The 23,734-nt window shown below is 67.8% G+C and carries 19 protein-coding genes; 15 read left to right on the top strand and 4 right to left on the bottom strand.

Annotated elements, in window-relative coordinates:
* Nucleotides 1–151 precede the first annotated feature (151 nt).
* The 11 genes from gyrA to WG902_RS09265 all read left to right on the top strand — a co-directional run bounded on the left by gyrA (nt 152) and on the right by WG902_RS09265 (nt 12,731).
* Entirely contained in the window at nt 152–2,785 is a 2,634-nt protein-coding gene (gene gyrA, locus WG902_RS09215; protein WP_340059728.1) for a DNA gyrase subunit A, read from the top strand.
* A complete protein-coding gene (gene pheA / locus WG902_RS09220; protein ID WP_340059729.1) occupies nt 2,785–3,867 on the top strand; it encodes a prephenate dehydratase in 1,083 nt (360 codons plus the stop codon). Before gyrA ends, pheA begins: the two co-directional genes overlap by 1 nt.
* 24 nt (nt 3,868–3,891) lie before the next feature.
* The gene (locus WG902_RS09225) at nt 3,892–4,758 is read left to right on the top strand and encodes a prephenate dehydrogenase (protein ID WP_340060180.1); all 867 of its coding nucleotides are present in this window, start codon (nt 3,892–3,894) and stop codon (nt 4,756–4,758) included.
* Nucleotides 4,759–4,785: 27 nt separating this feature from the next.
* Complete coding sequence (locus WG902_RS09230; RefSeq protein ID WP_340059730.1) at nt 4,786–6,831, top strand: bifunctional 3-phosphoshikimate 1-carboxyvinyltransferase/cytidylate kinase; 2,046 nt, start codon at nt 4,786–4,788, stop codon at nt 6,829–6,831.
* 80 nt (nt 6,832–6,911) lie between these two features.
* Complete coding sequence (gene rpsA / locus WG902_RS09235) at nt 6,912–8,600, top strand: 30S ribosomal protein S1 (protein WP_340059732.1); 1,689 nt, start codon at nt 6,912–6,914, stop codon at nt 8,598–8,600.
* Nucleotides 8,601–8,649: 49 nt separating this feature from the next.
* A complete protein-coding gene (locus WG902_RS09240) occupies nt 8,650–8,964 on the top strand; it encodes an integration host factor subunit beta (RefSeq protein ID WP_332827486.1) in 315 nt (104 codons plus the stop codon).
* A gap of 30 nt (nt 8,965–8,994) precedes the next feature.
* Complete coding sequence (locus tag WG902_RS09245) at nt 8,995–9,279, top strand: LapA family protein (RefSeq protein WP_340059735.1); 285 nt, start codon at nt 8,995–8,997, stop codon at nt 9,277–9,279.
* A complete protein-coding gene (lapB, locus tag WG902_RS09250; protein ID WP_340059736.1) occupies nt 9,269–10,405 on the top strand; it encodes a lipopolysaccharide assembly protein LapB in 1,137 nt (378 codons plus the stop codon). The genes WG902_RS09245 and lapB overlap by 11 nt, the downstream gene beginning before the upstream one ends.
* A gap of 2 nt (nt 10,406–10,407) precedes the next feature.
* A complete protein-coding gene (gene rfaE1, locus WG902_RS09255) occupies nt 10,408–11,337 on the top strand; it encodes a D-glycero-beta-D-manno-heptose-7-phosphate kinase (protein WP_340059738.1) in 930 nt (309 codons plus the stop codon).
* Nucleotides 11,334–12,332: an ADP-glyceromanno-heptose 6-epimerase gene (gene rfaD, locus WG902_RS09260; protein ID WP_340059739.1), complete on the top strand. Its 999-nt coding sequence runs from the start codon at nt 11,334–11,336 to the stop codon at nt 12,330–12,332. Before rfaE1 ends, rfaD begins: the two co-directional genes overlap by 4 nt.
* 42 nt (nt 12,333–12,374) lie before the next feature.
* Nucleotides 12,375–12,731, top strand: coding sequence for a ComEA family DNA-binding protein (locus WG902_RS09265; protein WP_340059741.1), 357 nt, complete (start codon nt 12,375–12,377; stop codon nt 12,729–12,731).
* A 189-nt stretch (nt 12,732–12,920) separates the two neighbouring features.
* Here WG902_RS09265 and WG902_RS09270 read toward each other — a convergent pair whose 3' ends face one another.
* Nucleotides 12,921–13,145, bottom strand: a complete 225-nt coding sequence (locus tag WG902_RS09270; RefSeq protein ID WP_340059742.1) for a hypothetical protein — start codon at nt 13,143–13,145, stop codon at nt 12,921–12,923.
* A gap of 35 nt (nt 13,146–13,180) precedes the next feature.
* Nucleotides 13,181–14,104 (bottom strand): amidohydrolase family protein, encoded by a 924-nt coding sequence (locus WG902_RS09275; protein WP_340059743.1) that lies wholly within the window; start codon nt 14,102–14,104, stop codon nt 13,181–13,183.
* 31 nt (nt 14,105–14,135) lie between these two features.
* Here WG902_RS09275 and WG902_RS09280 point away from each other — a divergent pair, with 31 nt between their 5' ends.
* Nucleotides 14,136–15,965: an ABC transporter ATP-binding protein gene (locus tag WG902_RS09280; protein ID WP_340059744.1), complete on the top strand. Its 1,830-nt coding sequence runs from the start codon at nt 14,136–14,138 to the stop codon at nt 15,963–15,965.
* A 13-nt stretch (nt 15,966–15,978) separates the two neighbouring features.
* Here the strand turns inward: WG902_RS09280 and WG902_RS09285 are convergent, their stop codons facing one another.
* A complete protein-coding gene (locus WG902_RS09285) occupies nt 15,979–19,644 on the bottom strand; it encodes a hydantoinase B/oxoprolinase family protein (RefSeq protein ID WP_340059745.1) in 3,666 nt (1,221 codons plus the stop codon).
* A gap of 56 nt (nt 19,645–19,700) precedes the next feature.
* Between WG902_RS09285 and WG902_RS09290 the strand changes: the two genes are divergently transcribed.
* From WG902_RS09290 to WG902_RS09300, 3 genes are all read left to right on the top strand, one after another.
* Nucleotides 19,701–20,210 (top strand): TRAP transporter small permease, encoded by a 510-nt coding sequence (locus WG902_RS09290; RefSeq protein ID WP_340059746.1) that lies wholly within the window; start codon nt 19,701–19,703, stop codon nt 20,208–20,210.
* The gene (locus tag WG902_RS09295; RefSeq protein ID WP_340059747.1) at nt 20,203–21,498 is read left to right on the top strand and encodes a TRAP transporter large permease; all 1,296 of its coding nucleotides are present in this window, start codon (nt 20,203–20,205) and stop codon (nt 21,496–21,498) included. Before WG902_RS09290 ends, WG902_RS09295 begins: the two co-directional genes overlap by 8 nt.
* Nucleotides 21,499–21,584: 86 nt before the next feature.
* Entirely contained in the window at nt 21,585–22,550 is a 966-nt protein-coding gene (locus WG902_RS09300; protein WP_340059748.1) for a TRAP transporter substrate-binding protein, read from the top strand.
* Between the two features lie 108 nt (nt 22,551–22,658).
* Here the strand turns inward: WG902_RS09300 and WG902_RS09305 are convergent, their stop codons facing one another.
* On the bottom strand, nt 22,659–23,726 hold the full coding sequence (locus tag WG902_RS09305; RefSeq protein ID WP_340059749.1) for an XdhC family protein: 1,068 nt from the start codon (nt 23,724–23,726) through the stop codon (nt 22,659–22,661).
* Nucleotides 23,727–23,734 lie beyond the last annotated feature (8 nt).

The raw sequence follows: 23,734 nt of genomic DNA on the forward strand, positions 1-23,734 counted from the left end.
CAAGGGCATTGTGCCATAGGCACTTACTCATTCAACGGCTGGGCCAGCGGGGTTCCGTAGGACAAAGACTGAATTCATTCCTTCTGTTGCAGCGACGAGACAGGGCCGCGAAAACGTAAAATCTCCGGTTTCCCGCCCGCAGACGGACTCCATGACTTCCTTCGCCAAAGAAACCCTGCCCGTCAGCCTCGAGGAGGAAATGCGGCGCAGCTACCTCGACTACGCCATGAGCGTCATCGTGGGGCGGGCGCTGCCGGATGCGCGGGACGGGCTGAAGCCGGTGCACCGCCGCGTGCTGTTCGCGATGCACGAATTGAACAACGACTGGAACCGGCCGTACAAGAAGTCCGCCCGTATCGTCGGCGACGTCATCGGCAAGTACCACCCGCACGGCGACCAGTCGGTGTACGACACCATCGTGCGGCTGGCGCAGGACTTCTCCATGCGCCACATGCTCGTGGACGGCCAGGGCAACTTCGGCTCGGTGGACGGCGACAACGCCGCGGCCATGCGGTACACGGAAATCCGGCTGGCCAAGATCGCCCACGAGATGCTGGCCGACATCGACAAGGAGACCGTCGATTTCGGCCCCAACTATGACGGCAGCGAGAAGGAGCCGCTGGTCCTCCCGAGCAAGCTGCCGAACCTGCTGGTCAACGGCTCCGGCGGCATTGCCGTGGGCATGGCCACCAACATTCCGCCGCACAACCTGAACGAGGTGGTGGACGCCTGCCTGCACCTGCTGCGCAACCCGGAAGCCAGCATCGACGAACTGATGGAGATCATCCCGGCGCCCGACTTCCCGACGGCCGGCATCATCTACGGCATCTCGGGCGTCAAGGAGGGCTACCGCACCGGCCGCGGCCGGGTGGTGATGCGCGCCAAGTGCCACTTCGAGGACATCGACCGCGGCCAGCGCCAGGCGATCATCGTCGACGAGCTGCCCTACCAGGTGAACAAGAAGACGCTGCAGGAGCGGATGGCGGAGCTGGTCCACGAGAAGAAGATCGAGGGCATCAGCCACATCCAGGACGAGAGCGACAAGTCCGGCATGCGGCTGGTGATCGAGCTCAAGCGCGGCGAAGTCCCCGAGGTGGTGCTGAACAACCTGTACAAGCAGACGCAGCTGCAGGACACCTTCGGCATCAACATGGTGGCGCTGATCGACGGCCAGCCCCGCCTGTGCAACCTGAAGACGCTGATCCAGGTCTTCCTGCAGCACCGCCGCGAGGTGATCACCCGCCGGACGGTGTTCAACCTGCGCAAGGCGCGCGAACGCGGCCACGTGCTGGAAGGCCTGGCGGTCGCCCTGGCCAACATCGACGACTTCATCCGGATCATCCGCGAGTCGCCCACGCCGCCGGTGGCCAAGACCGAGCTGATGGCGCGCGGCTGGGAGTCCAGCCTGGTGCGCGAGATGCTCACGCGGGCCAGGGCGGACGGCGGCGTCATCAACGCCGACGACTACCGCCCCGAGGGCCTGGAGCGCCAGTACGGCCTGCACGGCGACGGCCTGTACCGCCTGTCCGACACGCAGGCCCAGGAAATTTTGCAGATGCGCCTGCAGCGCCTGACCGGCCTGGAGCAGGACAAGATCGTCGCCGAGTACCGCGACGTGATGGCCGAGATCGACGACCTGCTGGACATCCTGTCGCGCCCCGAGCGCGTCTCCACCATCATCACCGAGGAACTCAGCGCGCTGCGGCAGGAGTTCGGCCAGACCAAACTGGGCGCGCGCCGCTCCACCATCGAGCACAACGCGCAGGACCTGGCGACCGAGGACCTGATCACGCCGACCGACATGGTGGTGACGCTTTCGCACGCCGGCTACATCAAGAGCCAGCCGGTCTCGGAATACCGGGCGCAAAAGCGCGGCGGCCGCGGCAAGCAGGCGACGCAGACCAAGGAAGACGACTGGGTCGACCAGCTGTTCATCGCCAACACGCACGACTACCTGCTGGCCTTCTCCAACCGCGGCCGACTGTACTGGCTGAAGGTGTGGGAGGTTCCGGCGGGTTCGCGCGGCTCGCGCGGCCGCCCCATCGTCAACATGTTCCCGCTGCAGGAAGGCGAGAAGATCAACGTGGTGCTGCCGCTGACCGGCGAATTCCGCAGCTTCCCGGCGGACCACTACGTGTTCATGGCCACGTCCATGGGCACCGTCAAGAAGACGACGCTGGACGAGTTCAACAACCCGCGCAAGGCCGGCATCATCGCCGTCGACCTGGACCCGGGCGACTTCCTGATCGGCGCCTCGCTCACCGACGGCAAGCACGACGTGATGCTGTTCTCCGACGGCGGCAAGGCCGTGCGCTTCGACGAGAACGACGTGCGCCCGACGGGCCGCAACACGCGCGGCGTGCGCGGGATGATGATGGAGGAAGGCCAGGGCGTGATCGCCATGCTGGTGGCCGAGGACGAACAGCAAAGCGTGCTGACGGCCACCGAGAACGGCTACGGCAAGCGCACCCCGATCACCGAGTACACGCGCCACGGCCGCGGCACGAAGGGGATGATCGCCATCCAGCAGAGCGAGCGCAACGGCAAGGTCGTCGCTGCTACTTTGGTTCACGCCGACGACGAGATCATGCTCATCACCGACCGCGGCGTGCTGGTGCGCACGCGCGTGAGCGAGATCCGCGAGCTGGGCCGCGCTACGCAGGGCGTGACGCTGATCGGCCTGGACGAGGGTTCGAAGTTGAGCGGACTGCAGCGCATCGTGGAGAATGACGCCGGCGCGGCCGAAGGTGACGACACCAACGGCGCCGAGACGCCCTCCACCTGATGCCCAAGACGCTTTCCGAACTCCGCACCCGCATCGACCAGGTCGACCGCGAACTGCTGGACCTGCTGAACCGCCGCGCCGCCCTCGCCAACGAGGTCGGCGAGATCAAGCGCGCCGAAGGCTCGCCCGTGTTCCGGCCGGAGCGGGAAGCGCAGGTGATCAACGGACTGCAGGCCGCCAACCAGGGCCCGCTCAAGCACGGCAACGTCGCCAACATCTGGCGCGAGATCATGTCGGCCTGCCGGGCGCTCGAGGCGCCGCAGCGCGTCGCCTACCTCGGCCCCGCCGGCACCTACAGCGAGCAGGCCGCGCTGCAGTTCTTCGGCTCCAGCATCGAGCGCGTGCCTTGCGTGAGCATCGACGAGGTCTTCCACGCCGCCACCGCGGGCGCGGCGGACTTCGGCGTGGTGCCGGTGGAGAACAACACCGAAGGCGTGGTGACGCGCTCGCTCGACCTGTTCCTCGGCACGCCGCTGCACCTGGTCGGCGAGACCAGCCTGTTGGTGCGCCACCACCTGCTGCGCAAGGACAACGACCTCAAGGGCATCCAGGTGGTGCTGGCCCATCCGCAGGCGCTGGCGCAGTGCCAGGGCTGGCTCAACAACCACCTGCCCGAGGCCGAGCGGCGGGCCGTGTCCAGCAATGCCGAAGGCGCGCGCCTGGCGGCGGGCAACCCGGCGTGGGCCGGCATCGCCAGCGAGCGCGCCGCCACCGAGTTCGGCCTGCACATTGCCGCGCACGCCATCCAGGACGACCCGTTCAACCGCACCCGGTTTGCCGTGGTCTGCCTGCCCCAGGTGCTGGCCGCACCGGAAGCGTCGGGCAAGGACTGCATCAGCCTGATCGTTTCGGTGCCCAACCGCCCCGGCGCGGTGCACGACATCCTGGGACCGCTCAAGGAGCACGGTGTTTCGATGACGCGCTTCGAATCCAGGCCCGCGCGATCGGGCCAGTGGGAATACTATTTCTACATCGACCTGCAGGGCCACCCCTCGCAGCCGCACGTCGCGGCGGCGCTGAAGGACCTGCAGGCGCTGTGCGCTTTCTACAAGGTGCTCGGCACCTACCCCCTCGGCGACTAGAAGAAGACAAACCTCATGGCAGCGATGTTCGAGCAGTTGGGATTGATCGGGTGCGGCCTGATGGGCGGCTCGTTCGCGCTCGCCATGAAGCGCGCCGGCCTCGTGAAGCGGGTGGTGGGCTACAGCAAGTCCCCGTCCACCACCGAGCGGGCGCGACAGATGGGCGTGATCGACGTCGAGGCGCCGTCGGCCCTGCTCGCCGTCTCCGGCGCCGACATCGTGCTGCTGGCGGTGCCGGTGTCGGCGACCGAAGCCACCTTCAAGGCGATCCGCCACCTCGTCACGCCCAGCATGCTGGTGATGGACGTGGGATCCACCAAGCGCGACGTCGTCGACGCCGCCCGCCGCGTGCTGCGCGAGAACGTCGGCTCCTTCGTGCCGGCGCATCCCATCGCCGGCAAGGAAGTATCGGGCGTGGAGCACGCGGACGCGGACTTGTATCTCGGCAAGCAGGTGATCCTGACGCCGATCGAGCGCACGCAGGTGGGCCACCTCAAGCGCGCGCAGGATGCATGGGAGGCGCTGGGCTGCAACGTGCTGCAGATGGCGCCGGAAGCGCACGACGCGGCGTTCGCTGCTGTCAGCCACCTGCCGCACCTGATCGCCTTCGCCCTGATGCACGGCATCGTCAACCAGGGCAGCGGCAAGGAATTCCTGGCCCTGGCCGGCCCGGGCTTTCGCGACTTCACCCGCATTGCCGCCAGCGACCCCAAGATGTGGCGCGACGTGCTCATCGCCAACCGGCACGAGCTGATCGAGCAGGCCAAGATCTTCCAGCGCAGCCTGCACAACATGCTGCAGTTCGCCGAGGACAGCGGCGGCGAGAAGCTGGAGGCCATGATCGAGCAGGCCAGCCAGGCGCGCGCCGGCTGGCGCATGGGCAAGAAGTAGCCGCCCCGCGCGGCCACCCCCCGGGTCATGTTCAGCACCGCATTCCTGGACCTCGCGCCACTGGAGGAGGCCGGCGGCACCGTCGTCCTGCCCGGCTCGAAGAGCATCTCCAATCGCGTGCTGCTGCTGGCGGCCTTGTCCGGTGGGACCACCGTCGTCCACGACCTGCTGGATTCGGACGACACGCGGGTGATGCTCGATGCGTTGCGGGCACTGGGGTGCAGCGTGGTGCACAAGGGGGCGGCCGTCGAAATCACCGGGATCGGCGGGGTCGCTTCGCGAACCCGCCCTGCGGGATCCGGTATTCCCCCCTCCCCCTCTGGGGGAGGGTCGGGGTGGGGGCGCTCGGCGCGCCTCTTCCTCGGCAACGCCGGCACCGCCATGCGCCCGCTCACCGCCGCCCTGGCCCTCATGGGCGGCGAATTCGAAATGTCGGGCGTGGCCCGCATGCACGAACGCCCGATCGGCGACCTGGTCGATGCGCTGCGCCAGCTCGGTTGCCGCATCGACTACCTGGGCAATGAAGGCTACCCGCCGCTGAAGATCCACCCGGCCAGCGCCCTGAAGCTCGACGCGCCGATCGCGGTGCGCGGCGACGTCTCCAGCCAGTTCCTCACCGCGCTGCTGCTGGCCCTGCCCCTCGTGGCCCGGCAGGACGTGGTGATCGAGGTGGTCGGCGAACTGATCTCCAAGCCCTACATCGAGATCACGCTGAACATGCTGCACCGCTTCGGCATCGCGGTGCAGCGGGACGGCTGGCAGCGCTTCACCATTCCCGCGGGCAGCCGCTACCAGTCGCCGGGCGAAATCCACGTCGAGGCCGACGCTTCCTCGGCCAGCTATTTCGTGGCCCTGGGCGCGCTTGCCGCAACCGCAAGCCCGCTGCGCATCGAAGGCGTCGGCGCCGACTCGATCCAGGGCGACATCCGCTTCGTCGACGCGGCGCGGCAGATGGGCGCGGCCGTCAGCAGCGGCGCGAACTGGCTGGAAGTCCGACGCGGCGCCTGGCCGCTGCGCGCCATCGACCTGGACTGCAACCACATCCCCGACGCCGCCATGACGCTGGCCGTGATGGCGCTGTTCGCCGACGGCCCGACCACCCTGCGCAACATCGCCAGCTGGCGCGTCAAGGAAACGGACCGGCTCGCCGCCATGGCCACCGAATTGCGCAAGCTCGGCGCGCAGGTTCAAGAAGGGGCGGACTTCCTGCGCGTGACGCCGCCTGCCGACTGGAAGTCGGCCTCCATCCACACCTACGACGACCACCGCATGGCGATGTGCTTCGCGCTGGCCGCCTTCAATTCGGCCGGCGCGCGCGTGCGCATCGAAGACCCGAAGTGCGTGGGCAAGACCTTCCCCGACTATTTCGAAACCCTGTTCTCCGTGTCCCGCACTTCCAGACCCCACATCCCGGTGCTGTGCGTGGACGGCCCCACGGCCTCCGGCAAGGGCACGCTGGCCTCCGAGGTTGCCCGCCGGCTGGGCTACCGCTACCTGGACTCCGGCGCGCTCTACCGCATCGCCGGCCTGGCCGCCACCCGCGCCGGGCTCGCGCTCGACGTGGGGCACGAGCACACCATCGCCCGCCTGGCCGAGTCGCTGGACATCGTCTTCACCGAGGGCCGGGTGCTGCTGCATGGCCAGGACGTGACGGAGGCGATCCGCACCGAGGAAGCCGGCATGAACGCCTCCCGCGTGTCCGCCCTGCCCGCCGTCCGCAGCGCGCTGGTGGCCCTGCAGCAGGGCTTTCGCCAGCTGCCGGGGCTGGTTGCGGATGGCCGCGACATGGGCACCGTGATCTTCCCGGACGCCCCGCTGAAGGTCTACCTGACGGCCAGCGCCGCCCAACGCGCCGAGCGCCGGCATAAGCAGTTGATTTCAAAAGGGATTTCGACTACACTCCCGGGTCTTCGCGCCGACCTGGAAGCACGTGACGCACGCGACTCGAATCGCGCCGTCGCCCCTTTGAAGCCGGCCGTGGATGCCCTCCTCCTCGATAACTCGGGCCAGTCGGTTGAAGAATCGGTGGCACAGGTCTTGAGGTGGTGGGAAGAGAAGCAGAACTTCTCGTAGGCCCCCGCCACTCCCTCCGCGCAGCAGCGCACTGGTGACGGGGATCGACAACCTCAACCCCGCGGGTCACCGCAACCTCCATGTCAGAATCTTTTGCCGCCCTGTTCGAAGAATCGTTGCAGCGCCAGGAAATGCGCGCCGGCGAAGTCATCACCGCCGAAGTCGTGCGCGTCGAGCACAACCACGTGGTGGTCAACGCCGGCCTGAAATCGGAAGCCTACATTCCGATCGACGAATTCAAGAACGACCAGGGCGAAGTCGAAGTCCGCGAAGGCGATTTCGTCTCCGTGGCCATCGACGCCATCGAAAACGGCTACGGCGACACCATCCTGTCGCGCGACAAGGCCAAGCGTCTCGCCTCCTGGATGTCCCTGGAGAAGGCGCTCGAGTCCGGCGAGTTCGTCACCGGCACCACCACCGGCAAGGTCAAGGGCGGCCTGACCGTCCTGGTCAACGGCATCCGCGCCTTCCTGCCCGGCTCGCTGATCGACACGCGTCCCATCAAGGACCTGTCGCCCTACGAGAACAAGACCCTCGAGTTCAAGGTCATCAAGCTCGATCGCAAGCGCAACAACGTGGTGCTGTCGCGCCGCGCCGTGGTCGAAGCGTCCATGGGCGAAGAGCGCGCCAAGCTGATGGAAACCCTGAAGGAAGGCTCCATCGTGCGCGGCGTCGTCAAGAACATCACCGAGTACGGTGCGTTCGTGGACCTCGGCGGCATCGACGGCCTGCTGCACATCACCGACATGGCGTGGCGCCGTGTCCGTCACCCGTCCGAAGTGGTGACCGCCGGCCAGGAAATCACCGCCAAGATCCTGAAGTTCGACACCGAGAAGAACCGCGTGTCCCTGGGCCTCAAGCAGATGGGCGACGACCCGTGGATGGGCGTCGGCCGCCGCTACCCCAACGGCACCCGCATGTTCGGCAAGATCACCAACATCGCCGACTACGGCGCGTTCGTCGAACTGGAACCCGGCATCGAAGGCCTGGTGCACGTTTCCGAGATGGACTGGACCAACAAGAACGTTGCTCCTTCCAAGGTCGTGTCCCTGGGTGACGAAGTCGAAGTCATGGTCCTGGAGATCGACGAGGACAAGCGCCGCATCAGCCTGGGCATGAAGCAGTGCAAGGCCAACCCGTGGCAGGAATTCGCGCAGGAAACCAAGCGCGGCGACCGCGTCAAGGGCCCGATCAAGTCGATCACCGACTTCGGCGTGTTCGTCGGCCTGGCTGCCGGCATCGACGGCCTGGTGCACCTGTCCGACCTGTCCTGGAGCGAGACCGGCGAAGCTGCCGTTCGCAACTACAAGAAGGGCCAGGAAGTCGAAGCGATCGTGCTGGGCGTCGACGTCGACCGCGAGCGCATCTCCCTGGGCATCAAGCAGCTCGATGGCGACCCGTTCTCCACCTTCACCTCGGTGCACGACAAGGGTTCGTCCGTCACCGGCAAGGTCAAGACCGTCGACCCGAAGGGCGCCGAGATCGACCTGGGCCAGGACATCATGGGCTACCTGCGTGCCTCCGAAATCAGCCGCGACCGCGTGGAAGACGCGCGCAACGTGCTCAAGGAAGGCGACGAAGTGACGGCCGTGGTGGTCAACATCGACCGCAAGACGCGCAACATCCAGCTGTCGATCCGCCAGAAGGACATGATGGACGAGCAGGGCCAGATGGCCAACCTGTCGCAGCAGTCGTCGCGTGAAAACGCCGGCACGACCAGCCTGGGCGCGCTGCTGCGGGCCAAGCTGGACACGACGGACAAGCAGTAAGAAGGCCCGGGGTGCCGGGGGCTGCGTGCCCCCGGCTTCCCTTCAAGCAATGACTCGAAGCGACCTCGTCGAAGAACTGGCTGCGCGTTTCAGCCAGCTCACCCATCGCGACGCCGAATACGCCGTCAAGACCATTCTTGACGCGATGAGCGACGCGCTGGTGCGCGGCCACCGCATCGAGATCCGGGGCTTCGGCAGTTTCTCGATCAACCGGCGCCCTCCGCGGATGGGCCGCAACCCCCGTTCGGGCGAAAGCGTGCACATCCCGGAAAAGCGCGTTCCCCACTTCAAGCCGGGCAAGGCCCTGCGCGAGGCGGTGGACGAGCGGACGGCCGAAATCGAGGCGGCCGGGGCCAAGCGCTAGGGCACAATTCCTCGCGAGCGAGGAGCCCCGATGAAATACCTGGTATGGCTGCTCAAGGCGGCCATTTTTTTTACCCTGTTCGCTTTCGCGCTGAACAACCAGCAGGACGCGACCGTCAACTTCTTCTTCGGCACCCGGTGGACCGCGCCGATGGTGCTGATCGTGCTGGGCACCTTTGCCGCGGGGCTGGTGATCGGCGCGGTGGGCATGGTGCCGCGCTGGTGGAAGCACCGCCAGGCCGCGCGCCTGACGCATCCGGAACACCAGCCCAGCACCCTGATCGGACAAGGCACGCCGCCGACACATGGACTTTGACCTCACCTGGCTGTTGTGGGGCCTGCCGCTGGCCTTCGGGCTGGGCTGGCTGGCCTCCCGGCTGGACCTGCGCCAGCTTCGCATCGAGAACCGGCTGGCGCCCAAGGCCTACTTCCGCGGCCTGAACTTCCTGCTGAACGAGCAGCAGGACCAGGCCATCGACGCCTTCATCGAGGCCGTGCAGAGCGACCCCGACACCTCCGAGCTGCATTTCGCCCTGGGCAACCTGTTCCGCCGCCGTGGCGAGTACGAGCGCGCCGTTCGCGTGCACGAACACCTGCTGTCCCGCGCCGACCTGAGCCGGGCGGACCGGCACCGCGCGCAGCATGCCCTGGCCCTGGACTACCTGCGCGCCGGCCTGCTCGATCGCGCCGAGGAAGCCCTGCGCAAGCTGGAAGGCACGGCGTTCGAAGAACAGGCGCTGCTGGCGCTGCTGGCCATCTACGAGCGCTCACGCGACTGGCAGCTGGCCTCGGAGATCGCGCGCAAGCTCGACGCCGCCGGCTCCGGCGGCCAGTTCGCTGGCCGGCTGGCCCACTACCTGTGCGAGCAGGCGGCGGGCGCCACCCCCGCGGAGGCGGAGCAACTGCTGCAGAAGGCCATGAAAATCGCCCCGCGCTCCGCGCGCCCGCGCATCGACCTGGCGGCGCTACGCCGGCGCGCCGGCGATGCCCGTGGCGCCTTCGAGCTGCTGACGGAGCTGGCCGGCGCCAGTCCCCCGGCCCTGCCCCTGATGGCCAAGGCGCTGACGGAGGCGGCGATCGCCAGCGGCCGGCAGGACGACGCGCGTGGGCTGCTGCGCGCAAGCTACGAGCAGTCGCCGTCGCTGGACGTGCTGGACGCCATCGCGGCGCTGGAGACCGATCCCGAGGCCGCCCGCAACAATTACGTACAGCACCTGAAGCGCGAGCCCTCCCTGGTGGCCGCGGCCAAGTGGATCGCGGGGGAGAAGCTGGAGCACCAGCAGTTCCACCCCGACGTCCAGCGCGCGCTGGACCACGCCGTCAAGCCCCTGACACGCTACCGCTGCGCCGCCTGCGGCTTCGAGGCCAAGCAGCATTTCTGGCAATGCCCGGGCTGCCAGGCCTGGGACAGCTATCCCGCCCGCCGGGTGGAAGAACTATGAACATGAACCCAAGCAAGCAACAGATCGCGAAAGCCCGCGTGCTGGTGGTCGGCGACGCGATGCTCGATCGCTACTGGCACGGCGCCGTGGAACGCATCTCGCCCGAGGCGCCGGTGCCGGTGGTGAAGGTATCGCGCGAGGAAGAGCGCATCGGCGCCGCCGCCAACGTGGCCTACAACGTCAGCACGCTCGGCGCCCAGGCCAGCTTCCTCGGTGTGGTCGGCGACGACGAGCCCGGCCACCGGCTGGAGCGGCTGCTGAAAGACACGGGCATCCGCGCCCACCTGAAGCGGGACCCCGGCCTGCGCACCACCGTCAAGCTGCGCGTCATCGGCCGCCAGCAGCAACTGCTGCGCATGGACTTCGAGAACGAGCCGGACCACGAGGTGCTGGCCTTGCAGAACGAGGCGTTCACCGCCCTGCTGCCGCAGCAGGACGCGATCCTGTTCTCCGACTACGGCAAGGGCGGGCTGGCCCACATCCCGGCCATGATCGAGAGCGCGCGCGCCACCAACAAGCCGGTGCTGGTCGACCCCAAGGGTTCCGACTACGGCAGGTACCGGGGCGCGACGGTCATCACGCCGAACCGAGCCGAGCTGCAGGACGTGGTGGGGCGCTGGCAGAACGAGGACGACCTGCGTGCGCGCGCGCAGAAGCTGCGCAGGGACCTGGGCTTGCGGGGCCTGCTGCTCACCCGCAGCGAGGAAGGCATGACGCTGTACGACGACGCCGGCGAACTGACCGTGAAGGCGCAGGCCCGCGAGGTGTTCGACGTCACCGGCGCCGGCGACACGGTGATCGCCACGCTGGCCACGATGGTGGCCGCGGGGGTGTCGCTGCGCGATGCGCTGCCGATCGCCAACCGCGCCGGCGGCATCGTGGTGGGCAAGTTCGGCACCGCCACCGTGTCCTACGAGGAGCTGTTCGCATGACCCGTGTCGTCGTTACCGGAGCCGCAGGGTTCATCGGCTCCAACATCATCAAGGGCCTCAACGCGCGCGGCATCATCAACGTCATCGCGGTGGACGACCTGAAGCAGGGGGACAAGTTCCTGAACCTGCGCGACCTGGAGATCGACGACTACCTCGACGCCGACGACTTCTACGCCATGTTCGCCGAGGGCGCGTTCGGCAAGGTGGAGGCCGTGTTCCACGAGGGCGCCTGCAGCGACACGATGGAGCAGGACGGCAAGTACATGATGGACAACAACTACGCGGTGTCCTGCTCGCTGTTCGAGGCCTGCCAGGAGCGCGGCAGCCGCCTGCTCTACGCATCCTCCGCCGCGGTCTACGGCGGCTCGGACACGTTCCGCGAAGTGCCGCAGTTCGAGCTGCCGCTGAACGTCTACGGCTACAGCAAGCTGCTGTTCGACCAGCGCATGCGCCGCGAGTGCGGCCGCGACTTCAAGCGCAACAAGCGCCAGGTGGCGGGCTTTCGCTACTTCAACGTGTACGGGCCGCGCGAGCAGCACAAGGGCCGGATGGCGAGCGTGGCCTTCCACCAGTTCAACCAGTTCCGCGAGCAGGGCAAGGTCAAGTTGTTCGGCGAATACGGCGGCTACGGCCCCGGCCAGCAGTCGCGCGACTTCGTCTTCGTGGACGACGTGGTGGCGGTGAACCTGTGGTTCTTCGACCATCCGCAAAAGTCCGGCATCTTCAACCTCGGGACCGGGCGGGCCCAGCCATTCAACGACGTGGCAGTGGGCGTGATCAACGCGCTCCATCCGGGCGGCGTCCCGGACGCGGCGACCGCCGTGGACCTGGGCCTGCTGGAATACATCCCGTTCCCGGACGCATTGCGCGGCAAGTACCAGTGCTACACGCAGGCCGACCTCAGCACCCTGCGCGCCGCCGGCTGCGACCATGCCTTCGCCGACGTCGCGACCGGCGTGGCGAAGTACGTGGCGACCCTGTCATCGGCCGGGTGACGTCCGCCGTTGGAGCATGACCCTGACCACGAGGAGACGAGCATGCTGAAGAAAATCCTGGCCGTCCTGGCCATGCTGTACGCCGCCGCGGCCTTCGCGGCTGTCGACGTCAACACGGCCAAGGCCGCGGACCTGGACGGCATCAAGGGCATCGGCCCGGTGATGTCCCAGCGCATCCTGGACGAGCGCAAGAAGGGCAAGTTCAAGGACTGGCCGGACCTGGTGGCCCGCGTGAAAGGCATGGGCGACAGCAGCGCCGCGAAACTGTCGGCCGAGGGCCTGACCGTCAATGGCGACAAGTTCAAGGCCGCCTCGGCGAAGAAGGACGAGAAGAAGGACAGCAAGCCCGCTGCCCCGGCCAAGGCGGCTGCGTCGGCGGCTTCTGCGGCGAAGAAGTAGGAGTGCGCGTCGGGGTCCGCCGGCGGCGGAACCCGACCTACAGGCCCGGTCGGTTTTCATTCCCGTGGGCCGGGTTCCGCACCAGCCGACCCCGGCATGCGCGCTACGGGCCCTGACGGATTCATTCCCCGTGGCCCCGTAGGCCGGGTTCGGCGCCAGCCGACCCCGGCATGCGCGCGGACCAGCGCGTCAGGGCTTGCCGGCTCGCTCCGCCATCTGCGTCAGCCCCATCCCGGCGAGCACCAGCGCAGCAGCGACACCAAAGGCCACCGGCCCCTCCGGCACGGGCCACGCCAATCCGGCGCGCGCGAAGATCGCCCCCAGGATCAGGATGCAGCCGGCGAGAAACAGGCCCTTGCCCAGTACGAGGGCGGGCCGCGGATGACGGGCGATCAGGGAACGAAGCCAATGCATCCCGCGGACTCTAGCAGCCGATTGCAAACGCCCGGTCAGGGAGCAAGCCCCACCAGCCGCAGCAGGTTGCCTCGCGCCACCTGCTCGCGCACGGGAGGCCGAATTTGCCGCAGGAAGTCCTGCACGCTGGCGAACTTCATCGCCTCGCTCGCCGGCGACCGGTGGCTGGCATCGGTGCCTACCAGGAAGCGGCCCGGCATCTGCTCGATGAGTTGCAGCCACTCCGGCCAGACTTCGACGCCGTCCCGCAGGATCGTGTAGTCAGGCGAGCGCGGGTGGCGCGGCCAGGTCCGCGCACTGAGCTCGTAGTACAGGTTCGGGTGTTGCTGCAGCATGCGGCGCGCCAGGAACAGCGGCGTATAGCCCCCATGGGCCCAGATGACCGGCACGTCGGGAAACCGCAGCAGCATCGCCGCCAGTTCCTGCAGCCGCGTGGACTCCACGTGCACCATCACCGGCAGCCGGTACTTGCGCGCCAGCTCCATGATCCCCGTCATCATCGGCCCGAGCGGGCTGAAATCGGTCTCGGCAAAGCCGGCAGCGGGAAAATGCGCAGCCGCGATCTCGCCGATGCCCCTGAAGGCGCCGGAGGCGAGCAAGGCGTCCAGTTGGTGCAGCAGCGCCGGATCGTCACGCTCCCAGGCGGGGCGGTAGGCCGTGCGCTCCGGCGAGATCGAGGCGAACGGGATCAGCTCCGGCTGGCTGCGGGCGGCATCGAGCACGGACTCGTTGCTGCTCCTGCCGCCCCAGAACACCACGGCGTGCGTCGCGCCCCAGCGCTGCATCAGGTCGCGTTGCATCGCCGGGTCGTTCAGGTGGACGTGCGCGTCCGCGAACGGGATCACGGCGTCGACCACCGGCTGGCCGTGCGCGGGCAGCGCCAGCACGGCAGCGACGAAGAGGCAGGCCAGCCCAGGCACGCCGGCATCCGAAGCGCGGGATGGCAAAAGCGGTTTCATGGCAGGACTCTAGCGCTTGTATCCTCCGGCAATGAACTTGCTGTGGACCTACCTGAAGTCGCAGCGCAGGCTGGCGGCGGTGGCCCTGCTGCTGGCCGCGCTCGGCCAGGTGCTGGCGCTGGTGGACCCCATCATCTTCGGCTGGCTGATCGATGATTACGCCAACCAGCGCAACGTGAAGAGCGACGATGAACTCGTGCGCGGCGCATTGCGCCTGCTGGCGCTCGCTGTCGCGGTGGCCATCGCCTCGCGGGCCTGCAAGGCGGTGCAGGACTACCTCACGCGGCTGGTCGTGCAGCGGCTGGGCACCCAGATCTTCAACGATGGCCTGCGGCAGACCCTGCGCCTGCGCTACCAGGAGTTCGAGGAGCAGAGCAGCGGCGAGACGCTGTCGATGCTGCTGCGGGTGCGCCGGGACACCGAACGTTTCATCAACGCCTTCATCAACGTGCTGTTCGCGTCGGTGGTGGGGCTGGCCTTCCTCCTCTGGTACGCGGTGACCAAGAGCTGGCTGCTGGTGCCGGTGTTCTTCATCGGGCTGGTCGTGCTGGGCGGCCTTTCCGGGCTGTTGAGCCGCCAGATCCGCAGCCAGCAGCGCGCGCTGAACCGGGAAACGACCCGCAACGCGGGCTTCATCACCGAGAGCCTGCGCAACGTGGCGCTGATCAAGAGCCTGGGACTCACGTTCCGCGAGATCCGCCGCCTGCAGGCGCAGACCGAGGTGATCTTCGGCCTGGAGATGGCGAAGGTGCGCCGCATCCGCTGGCTCAGCTTCCTCCAGGGCTCGACGCTCAGCCTGCTGAAGCTCTCGGTGCTGTTCACCTTGCTGTGGCTGATCTTCCGCAACGTCCTGTCCACGGGCGAACTGATCGCCATGCAGTTCATCTCGGTGGCCATCCTGGCGCCGCTGCAGGAGTTGGGCACCATCATCCTGGCCTGGCGGGAAGCCAGTTCGTCGATGGCGAATTTCGTGGAGCTGATGGCCAAACCTGTCGACCAGCGCCCCAAGGATGCGGTGCACATCGGGCCCGTCGAGTCCCTGCGCTTCGACCACGTGAGCTTTCGCCACCGCGGCGCCCAGGAAAATGCATTGGACGACGTCTCGTTTTCCGCCCGCCGCGGGGACACCATTGCCTTCGTCGGCCCCTCGGGCTCGGGCAAGTCCACCCTGGTGAAACTGTTGCTCGGGCTGTATCGGCAATCGGAGGGCGAGGTCTGTTTCAACGACGTCAGCACCCGCAGGCTGCGCTACAACGAGGCACGCCGGCAGGTCGGCTACGTCACGCAGGAAACCAGCCTGTTCGGAGGCACGGTCCGGGAAAACATGCTCTTCGTCCGTCCCGATGCGACGGATGCGCAGATCCTTCTGGCCCTCGAGCACGCGCAGTGCACGCAGTTGCTGGCACGCCTGCCGCAAGGCCTGGACACGGTCATCGGCGAGGCCGGCACCCGGCTGTCGGGCGGCGAGCGCCAGCGCCTGTCGATCGCCCGGGCCCTGCTGCGCGAACCCCGGCTGCTGGTGTTCGACGAAGCGACGTCGGCGCTGGATTCGCTCACCGAACAGCAGGTGACCGAGACGGTGCGCCGCGTCTCCGCAACCCGCACGCAGATCACGGTGCTGATCGCGCATCGACTGTCGACGGTGCTGCATGCGGACACCATCCACGTGCTGGAGCGGGGCCGCATCGTGGAAAGCGGCAGCCACGCGGAACTGGTGGCGCTCAAGGGTCTCTACTACGCGATGTGGCGCCAGCAGATCGGCGAACGGGACGCAGCACCGCGGGTGCGGCCGCCGGACCAGGCCGAGCGCGACGACGAAGCCGGCGCATCGGCGCCCGCCGACTTCCTGCCCCGCCTCTAGCCTGCGCCACCCTTCACGCGCGCGGAGTGCCGAACCCCCCGCCTCCCGGCGTGTGGATCTCGAAGATGTCGCCCGGCTTCATCTCGGCCGAGCCGATGTGGTCCAGCGCCTCCACCCGGCCGTCACCGCGCACCACGCGGTTGAGGCCCACCTGCCCCGGCTGCCCGCCCGCCATGCCGAAGGCGGGCACCTTGCGCCCATTGGACAGGATGCTGGCCGTCATGTCCTCCAGGAATCGCACCCGGCGCACGCCGCCATTGCCGCCGTGCCATTGACCATCACCGCCGGAATCCTGGCGGATCTCGTAGCTTTCCAGCCGCACCGGAAAGCGGAACTCCAGCACCTCGGGGTCGGTCAGGCGCGAGTTGGTCATGTGGGTCTGCACGACGCTGGTGCCGTCGAAGCCGCCGCACAGGTCGCCCTTCTCGTCGTACAAGCCGCCGGCGCCGCTGCCGCCCGAGATGGTCTCGTAGTACTGGTAGCGGGCGTTGCCGAAGGTGAAGTTGTTCATGGTGCACTGCCCCGCGGCCATCACCCCCAGCGCGCCGTACAGCGTGTTGGTGATGCAGGTGGAGGTCTCCACGTTGCCCGCCACCACCGACGCCGGCGGGTTCGGGTTGAGCATGCAGCCTTCGGGCACGATCACGTTCAGCGGCTTCAGGCAGCCGGCGTTGAGCGGGATCTCGTCGCTGACCAGCGTGCGGAAGACGTACAGCACCGCCGCCATGCACACGGCCTTGGGGGCGTTGAAGTTGTTGACCTGCTGCGGCGACGTGCCGGTGAAGTCGATCTCGGCGGAGCGTGACGCGGCGTCGACGCGGATCGCCACGTGGATCTGCGCGCCGTTGTCCAGCGGCAGCGTGAACTGGCCGTCCTTCAGCCGCGTGATGACGCGCCGCACGGACTCTTCCGCGTTGTCCTGCACGTGCCGCATGTAGGCCTGCACCACATCCAGCCCGAACTGGTCCACCATCCGCCGCAGTTCCTGCACACCCTTCTCGTTGGCCGCGATCTGCGCCTTCAGGTCACCCATGTTCTGCTCGGGATTGCGCGAAGGATGCTTGCCGCTGCGCAGCAGGTCGATCATCTCCTGCTCGCGCAGCGTGCCGCGGTCCACCAGCTTGAAGTTGTCGATCTGCACGCCCTCTTCCTCGATCCGTGTCGAGAAGGGCGGCATCGAGCCCGGAGTGGTGCCGCCGATGTCGGCGTGGTGGCCGCGGGAGCCGACGTAGAAGAGGGGCTTCTCTCGAGCGCCCCCACCCCCGCCCTCCCCCGGAGGGGGAGGGAGTGAAGAGAGGTACACCGGTGTGATCACCGTGACGTCCGGCAAATGCGTGCCGCCATGGTACGGATCGTTCAGCACGTAGACGTCGCCCTGCTGCATCGTCCCGCTGTTCTCGCGGATCACGGTCTTGATGCTCTCGCCCATGCTCCCCAGGTGCACGGGCATGTGCGGCGCATTGGCGATCAGGTTGCCGTCGGCGTCGAACAGCGCGCAGGAGAAATCGAGTCGCTCCTTGATGTTCACCGAGTACGCCGTGTTCTGCAATTGCAGGCCCATCTGCTCCGCGATGTTCATGAACAGGTTGTTGAACACCTCCAGCAGCACCGGGTCCACCTGCGTGCCCGCGGCGAACTTCACGTCGCGCGGCCGGGTGCGGTCCAGCACGATGTGGTCCAGGGCCGTGATGCGCGCCTGCCACCCCGGCTCGACGATCGTGGTGGCGTTCTTCTCCGCAATGATCGCCGGCCCCGCGATCACGTCGCCGGGGCGCACGTCTTCGCGCACCACCAACGCCGCCTCGTGCCAGGCGCTGCCCGAGTACATGCGGACCGTCTCGCGCCGTGGCACTTCGCGCACCGGCTGTTCGGCCTGGCGCGGCTCCGCCGGCGCATCGCCCGCGACCACCGCCTCCACCGACACCGCTTCCACGATCATCGGCTTGCCCGGCATCAGGAAGGAAAAGCGCTGCCGGTAAGCCGACTCGAAACCGGCAACGATCTCCTCCTGCGTGCCGAAGGCAACCACCAGCGCCGAGTCGCTGCCCTGGTAGCGCACATGCACGCGACGCCGCACTTGCACTGCGTTGCCGCTCAGATCCTGCTTGCGCAGCTCCGCCTGCGCGGCGCCCGCCAGCGCATCCAGCTTCTGCCGCACGTCGGCCAGGTTCTCCGGCGACAGCAGCAATTCGACCGCCTGTTCCCGGATGACGTTCTGGTCGGCCAGCCCCATGCCGTACGCCGACAGCACGCCGGCCAGCGGGTGCACGAACACGCGCGACATGCCCAATGCATCCGCCACCAGGCAGGCGTGCTGGCCGCCGGCGCCGCCGAAGCATTGGAGCGTGTAGCGGGTGACGTCGTAGCCGCGCGCCACCGAGATCTTCTTGATCGCGTTGGCCATCTGCTGCACGGCGATGGCAATGAAGCCCTCGGCCACTTCCTCGGCGCTGCGCCCGGTGCGCTGCGCCAGGTCCGCGAACTTCGTCGCTGCCGCTTCGTGGCTGAGGGGCTCGTTGCCTTGCGGGCCGAACACCGGCGGGAAGTAGCGCGGCTGGATCTTGCCGACCATCACGTTGGCGTCGGTCACGGCCAGCGGCCCGCCGCGGCGGTAGCTGGCCGGCCCCGGATTGGCGCCGGCGCTCTGCGGGCCGACGCGAAAACGCGCGCCGTCGAATTCCAGGATCGAGCCGCCGCCTGCCGCCACGGTATGGATGCTCATCATCGGCGCGCGCATGCGCACGCCGGCCACCTGCGTCTCGAACTCGCGCTCGAACTCCCCCGCGAAGTGCGAAACGTCGGTGGACGTCCCTCCCATGTCGAAGCCGATGACGCGGTCATGGCCGCCGAGTTGCGCCGTCCGGGCCATGCCGACGATGCCGCCGGCGGGCCCGGACAGGATGGCGTCCTTGCCCTGGAAGGCATGGGCGTCCGTCAAGCCGCCGGACGACTGCATGAAGAACAGCTTCACGCCCGGCATCTCCGCCGCCACCTGGTCGACGTAGCGCCGCAGGATGGGCGACAGGTAGGCGTCGACCACGGTGGTGTCGCCGCGGCTGACCAGCTTCATCATCGGGCTGGTCTGGTGCGAGGTGCTGACCTGGTCGAAGCCGCATTCGCGGGCGATGCGGCCCGCGGCGCCTTCGTGCGCCGTGTAGCGGTAACCATGCATGAAGACGATGGCCACGCTGCGCAGGCCGCGGCTGTGCGCCGCCTGCAACGCCTGCCGCAGGTGGGCCTCTTCCAGCGCCTGCAGCACCTCGCCGTGCGCCCCCATGCGCTCGCGGGCCTCGATGACTTCGGAGTAGAGCAGTTCCGGCAGCACGACGTGCCGGTCGAACAGGCGCGGGCGGTTCTGGTACGCGATGCGCAGCGCATCGCGAAAGCCCCGCGTGGTGACCAGCAACGTGGGCTCGCCCTTGCGCTCCAGCAGTGCATTGGTCGCCACCGTGGTTCCCATCTTCACGCACTCCACCTGCCGCGGCGTGATCGGCTCGCCCGGCTTCAGTCCCAGGAGATGGCGGATGCCCGCCACGGCCGCATCACGGTATTGCTCCGGGTTGTCCGACAGCAGCTTGTGGGTGACGAGGCTGCCGTCCGGCCGGCGGCCCACGACGTCGGTGAAAGTGCCGCCGCGGTCGATCCAGAATTGCCATGCCGGGAAGGTGCGGGAAGTCATCCGGCCATTATGGAAGAACAGCCCCTAAACTCGGGGCCACAACGAAGAGGGGTTGCATGCGACGGTTGCTGGACTTCCTGTATGACGCTTCGGCCTGGCTGGCGGCCCTGGCGATGGTGGGTGTGCTGTTGATGGTGCTGCTGTCCATCGTGAGCCGGCAGGTCGGCTTCCACGTTCCCGGGACCGACGCCTATGCCGGCTACGCCATGGCGGCTGCCGGCTTCCTGGCACTGGCGCACACCCTCAAGCGCAACGAGCACATCCGGGTGACCCTTCTGCTGGGCCGCCTGCGCGGCAAGAGCCGCCGGGCGCTGGAGATGTGGGCGCTGTCGGCTTCCGTGCTCCTCGGTGCCCTGTTCGCCTTCTACTCCGTCCGCCTGGCCTGGGTGTCGCGGACCATCAACGACATCTCCACCGGCAACGACGCCACGCCACTGTGGCTGCCGCAGCTCGCCATGGCCGTCGGCACGGTGATCCTGCTGGTCGCCCTGGTCGACGAATGGGTGCTGGAGCTGCGCGGCAAGCGCCAGTCCGTCGAGACGGAGGAGGCGCTGCACAATGAATGACTTCGCCGTCACCACCCTGCTGATCGCCTCGCTGTTCCTGCTGCTCGGCAGCGGCGTCTGGATCGGCCTCACGCTGGCGGGCGTCGCCTGGATCGGCATGCAGCTGTTCTCGTCGCGCCCCGCCGGTGACGCCATGGCGGTCACGGTCTGGGGTTCCGCCTCGAGCTGGACGCTCACCGCGCTGCCCCTGTTCATCTGGATGGGCGAGATCCTGTTCCGCACCAAGCTCAGCGAGAGCATGTTCCGCGGCTTGGCGCCCTGGGTGTCGCGGCTGCCGGGCCGGTTGCTGCACACCAACGTGATCGGCTGCACCATCTTCGCCGCCGTCTCGGGCTCCTCCGCCGCCACCTGCGCCACCATCGGCAAGATGACGCTGCCCGAGCTGGGCAAGCGCGGCTATCCGGAGGAGATCACGATCGGTTCGCTGGCCGGCGCCGGCACGCTGGGACTGCTGATCCCGCCTTCGATCATCATGATCGTCTACGGCGTGACGGCGGACGTCTCGATAGCCCGCCTGTTCGTCGCCGGCATCATCCCCGGCATCGTGCTGGCCTCGCTGTTCTCCGGCTATCTCGCGGTCTGGGCGATGCTGAACAAGCAGAAGATCCCCGTGCCCGAGACGGTGATGACCTTCATGGAAAAGGTCCACGAGTCGCGCCACCTGATCCCGGTGGTGCTGCTGATAGCCGCCGTGCTCGGCTCCATCTACAGCGGGGTGGCCACGGCGACGGAAGCGGCCGCCGTGGGCGTGGTGGGTTCGCTGGTCCTCAGCGCGGTGCAACGCTCGCTGAACTGGGCCACGTTCCGCGACTCGCTGCTGGGCGCCACGCGCCTGTACTGCATGATCGCGCTGATCCTGTCGGGCGCCGCGTTCCTGACGCTGGCCATGGGCTACATCGGCCTGCCGCGCCACCTGGCGGAGTGGGTGCGGTCGCTCGGGCTGTCGCCCTTCATGCTGATGGTGGCGCTGGCGATCTTCTACATCATCCTCGGCTGCTTCCTCGACGGCATCTCGATGGTGGTGCTGACCATGGGCGTGATCCTGCCGACGGTGCAGTCCGCCGGTTTCGACCTGATCTGGTTCGGCATCTTCATCGTGGTGGTCGTGGAGATGGCGCAGATCACGCCGCCGGTGGGCTTCAACCTGTTCGTGCTGCAGGGCATGACGGGCAAGGAGATCACGTGGATCGCCCGGGTCACCATGCCCTTCTTCTTCCTGATGTGCGCCATGGTGCTGCTGCTCTGGTTCGTGCCCCAGATAGCGACCTGGCTGCCGTCCAAGATGTGAGGCGGGCGCTTGGGGTTAAGCCGCATCCGCTGGCCCGGGAATTGCACGTAAGCTCCTCCTGTCCAGAACCGATCCATGGAGCTCGCATGAAACTCAAGTTCGCCATCCCGCTGGCAGCCATCGCCCTGGCCGGCCAGGTCGCCGCCCAAACCAAGTGGGACCTGCCTGCCGCCTACCCTGCAAGCAATTTCCACAGCGAAAACCTCGAACTGTTCGCCAGGGACGTGGACCGGCTTTCCGGCGGCAAGCTCAAGATCACGGTGCACCCGAACGCGGCGCTGTTCAAGGCGCCCGAAATCAAGCGCGCCGTGCAGGGCGGCCAGGCGCAGATCGGCGAGATCCTGCTGGTCAACTTCCAGAACGAATGGCAGATCTTCGGCGCGGACGGCCTGCCTTTCCTGGCCGACAGCTATGACGACGCCGCCAAGCTGTGGCGCGCGCAGAAGCCGCTGGTGGACAAGAAGCTGGCCGAGCAAGGCATGATGGTCCTGTACGCCGTGGCGTGGCCGCCGCAGGGCATCTACACCAAGCGCCCGATCAACTCCGCCGCCGACATGAAGGGCCTGAAGTGGCGCGCCTACAGCCCCGCCACCGCCCGCATCGCCGAACTGGTGGGCGCGCAACCGGTGACGGTGCAGGCCGCCGAACTGTCGCAGGCCATGGCCACCGGCGTCGTCGATTCGTACATGTCGTCGGGCTCGACCGGTTTCGACACCAAGACGTACGAGCACATCAAGAACTGGTACGACACGCAGGCCTGGCTGCCCAAGAACGCGGTGATCGTGAACCGCGCCTCGTTCAATGCACTGGACAAGGCCACGCAGGATGCCCTGATGAAGGCCGGCGCCGACGCCGAAACGCGCGGCTGGGCGGCCAGCCGCAGGACCAACACCGAGGTGCTGGAAAAGCTCAAGGCCAACGGCATGCAGATCCATGCACCCTCGGCGCAACTGAAGGCCGACATGAAGAAGGTCGGTGACACGATGCTCAAGGAATGGCTGGAAAAAGCCGGACCGGAGGGCCAGCAGCTGGTGGATGCGTATCGCAAGTAAGCCCGTCACGCGACGGCGGGGTCGCTGGCGCGAACCCGCCCTACGGGGCGCGTGTTCCGACTGTGGCGTAGGGCGGGTTGCGCTACGCGCACCCCGCCATGGATGCTCTCAGCGCGTTCCCGACACGCCGCACACCACGGGACCCGCATCGTTCGCCTGCACCGCGCGCAGGTTCTTGGCGGCAGCGACTTCCATGTCGCGCGGCAGGGTGACGGCGTTCTTCACCGCCAGGATCTCCGCCATGATGCTGACGGCGATCTCGGCCGGTGTCTTGCTGCCGATGTAGATGCCGATCGGCCCGCGCAGGCGCTGCAGGTCCGCGGGGGTCAGGTCGAAGTGCTCGATCATCCGCTGGTGCCGCGCCTCGTTGTTGCGGCGGCTGCCGATGGCGCCGACGTAGAAGGCATCAGTCTTCAAGGCCTCGAGCAACGCCAGGTCGTCCAGCTTCGGGTCATGCGTCAACGCCACCACGCAACTGCGGCGGTCGGCGTGGAAGGCCGTCACCACGTCATCCGGCATGTCGCTCACCACCCGCGCGCCCGCGACGCTCCAGCTGCCACGGTATTCCTCGCGCGGGTCGCACACCGTCACGGCAAAGCCGCTGAACAGCGCCATCGTCGCGAGGTACTCCGTCAACTGCCCCGCGCCGATCAGCAGCATGCGGTACTCGGGGCCGAAGGTGTTGACCAGCGCGCCGCCGGCCACGCTCAGCTCCTGCGGCGACTCCGCCAGCGCCAGCGACACCGCGCCGCTCGCCAGTTGGACCGTGCGCCGCATCAGGCGGCCCTGCTCCAGTGCCTGCACCAGTGCCTGCAGCGACTCCACATCGGGGTCGAATTCCAGCAGCAGTTCCAGCGTGCCGCCGCAAGGCAGGCCGAAGCGGTGCGCTTCATCGGCCGTCACGCCGTACTTCACGAAGGACGGCGGCCCGGACGGGATCTGGTGGCCCGGTTCCTTGCCGCTGTACGCGCGGGTGTGGCGGTAGATGAGGTCGTCCTCGATGCATCCGCCGGAGACCGAACCGACCACCGAGCCGTCCTCGGCCAACGCCATGATGGAGCCCACCGGACGCGGGGACGAGCCCCACGTGCGCACCACCGTCGCCAGCAGCGCGCGCTTGCCCGCCGCCCGCCAGTCGCGCAGCGTGCGCAGCACCATCACGTCGATGTTTTCCATGGTTCCTT

Origin of the sequence: Ramlibacter sp. PS3R-8, from assembly GCF_037572435.1 — a bacterium.
Lineage (GTDB): Bacteria > Pseudomonadota > Gammaproteobacteria > Burkholderiales > Burkholderiaceae_C > Ramlibacter.

Excerpts from the sequence above, each read along its gene's own strand:
- gyrA (WP_340059728.1), top strand. The coding sequence starts at position 152 with ATGACTTCCTTCGCCAAAGAAACCCTGCCCGTCAGCCTCGAGGAGGAA.
- pheA (WP_340059729.1), top strand. The coding sequence starts at position 2,785 with ATGCCCAAGACGCTTTCCGAACTCCGCACCCGCATCGACCAGGTCGAC.
- WG902_RS09225 (WP_340060180.1), top strand. The coding sequence starts at position 3,892 with ATGTTCGAGCAGTTGGGATTGATCGGGTGCGGCCTGATGGGCGGCTCG.
- WG902_RS09230 (WP_340059730.1), top strand. The coding sequence starts at position 4,786 with ATGTTCAGCACCGCATTCCTGGACCTCGCGCCACTGGAGGAGGCCGGC.
- rpsA (WP_340059732.1), top strand. The coding sequence starts at position 6,912 with ATGTCAGAATCTTTTGCCGCCCTGTTCGAAGAATCGTTGCAGCGCCAG.
- WG902_RS09240 (WP_332827486.1), top strand. The coding sequence starts at position 8,650 with ATGACTCGAAGCGACCTCGTCGAAGAACTGGCTGCGCGTTTCAGCCAG.
- WG902_RS09245 (WP_340059735.1), top strand. The coding sequence starts at position 8,995 with ATGAAATACCTGGTATGGCTGCTCAAGGCGGCCATTTTTTTTACCCTG.
- lapB (WP_340059736.1), top strand. The coding sequence starts at position 9,269 with ATGGACTTTGACCTCACCTGGCTGTTGTGGGGCCTGCCGCTGGCCTTC.
- rfaE1 (WP_340059738.1), top strand. The coding sequence starts at position 10,408 with ATGAACCCAAGCAAGCAACAGATCGCGAAAGCCCGCGTGCTGGTGGTC.
- rfaD (WP_340059739.1), top strand. The coding sequence starts at position 11,334 with ATGACCCGTGTCGTCGTTACCGGAGCCGCAGGGTTCATCGGCTCCAAC.
- WG902_RS09265 (WP_340059741.1), top strand. The coding sequence starts at position 12,375 with ATGCTGAAGAAAATCCTGGCCGTCCTGGCCATGCTGTACGCCGCCGCG.
- WG902_RS09270 (WP_340059742.1), bottom strand. The coding sequence starts at position 13,145 with ATGCATTGGCTTCGTTCCCTGATCGCCCGTCATCCGCGGCCCGCCCTC.
- WG902_RS09275 (WP_340059743.1), bottom strand. The coding sequence starts at position 14,104 with ATGAAACCGCTTTTGCCATCCCGCGCTTCGGATGCCGGCGTGCCTGGG.
- WG902_RS09280 (WP_340059744.1), top strand. The coding sequence starts at position 14,136 with ATGAACTTGCTGTGGACCTACCTGAAGTCGCAGCGCAGGCTGGCGGCG.
- WG902_RS09285 (WP_340059745.1), bottom strand. The coding sequence starts at position 19,644 with ATGACTTCCCGCACCTTCCCGGCATGGCAATTCTGGATCGACCGCGGC.
- WG902_RS09290 (WP_340059746.1), top strand. The coding sequence starts at position 19,701 with ATGCGACGGTTGCTGGACTTCCTGTATGACGCTTCGGCCTGGCTGGCG.
- WG902_RS09295 (WP_340059747.1), top strand. The coding sequence starts at position 20,203 with ATGAATGACTTCGCCGTCACCACCCTGCTGATCGCCTCGCTGTTCCTG.
- WG902_RS09300 (WP_340059748.1), top strand. The coding sequence starts at position 21,585 with ATGAAACTCAAGTTCGCCATCCCGCTGGCAGCCATCGCCCTGGCCGGC.
- WG902_RS09305 (WP_340059749.1), bottom strand. The coding sequence starts at position 23,726 with ATGGAAAACATCGACGTGATGGTGCTGCGCACGCTGCGCGACTGGCGG.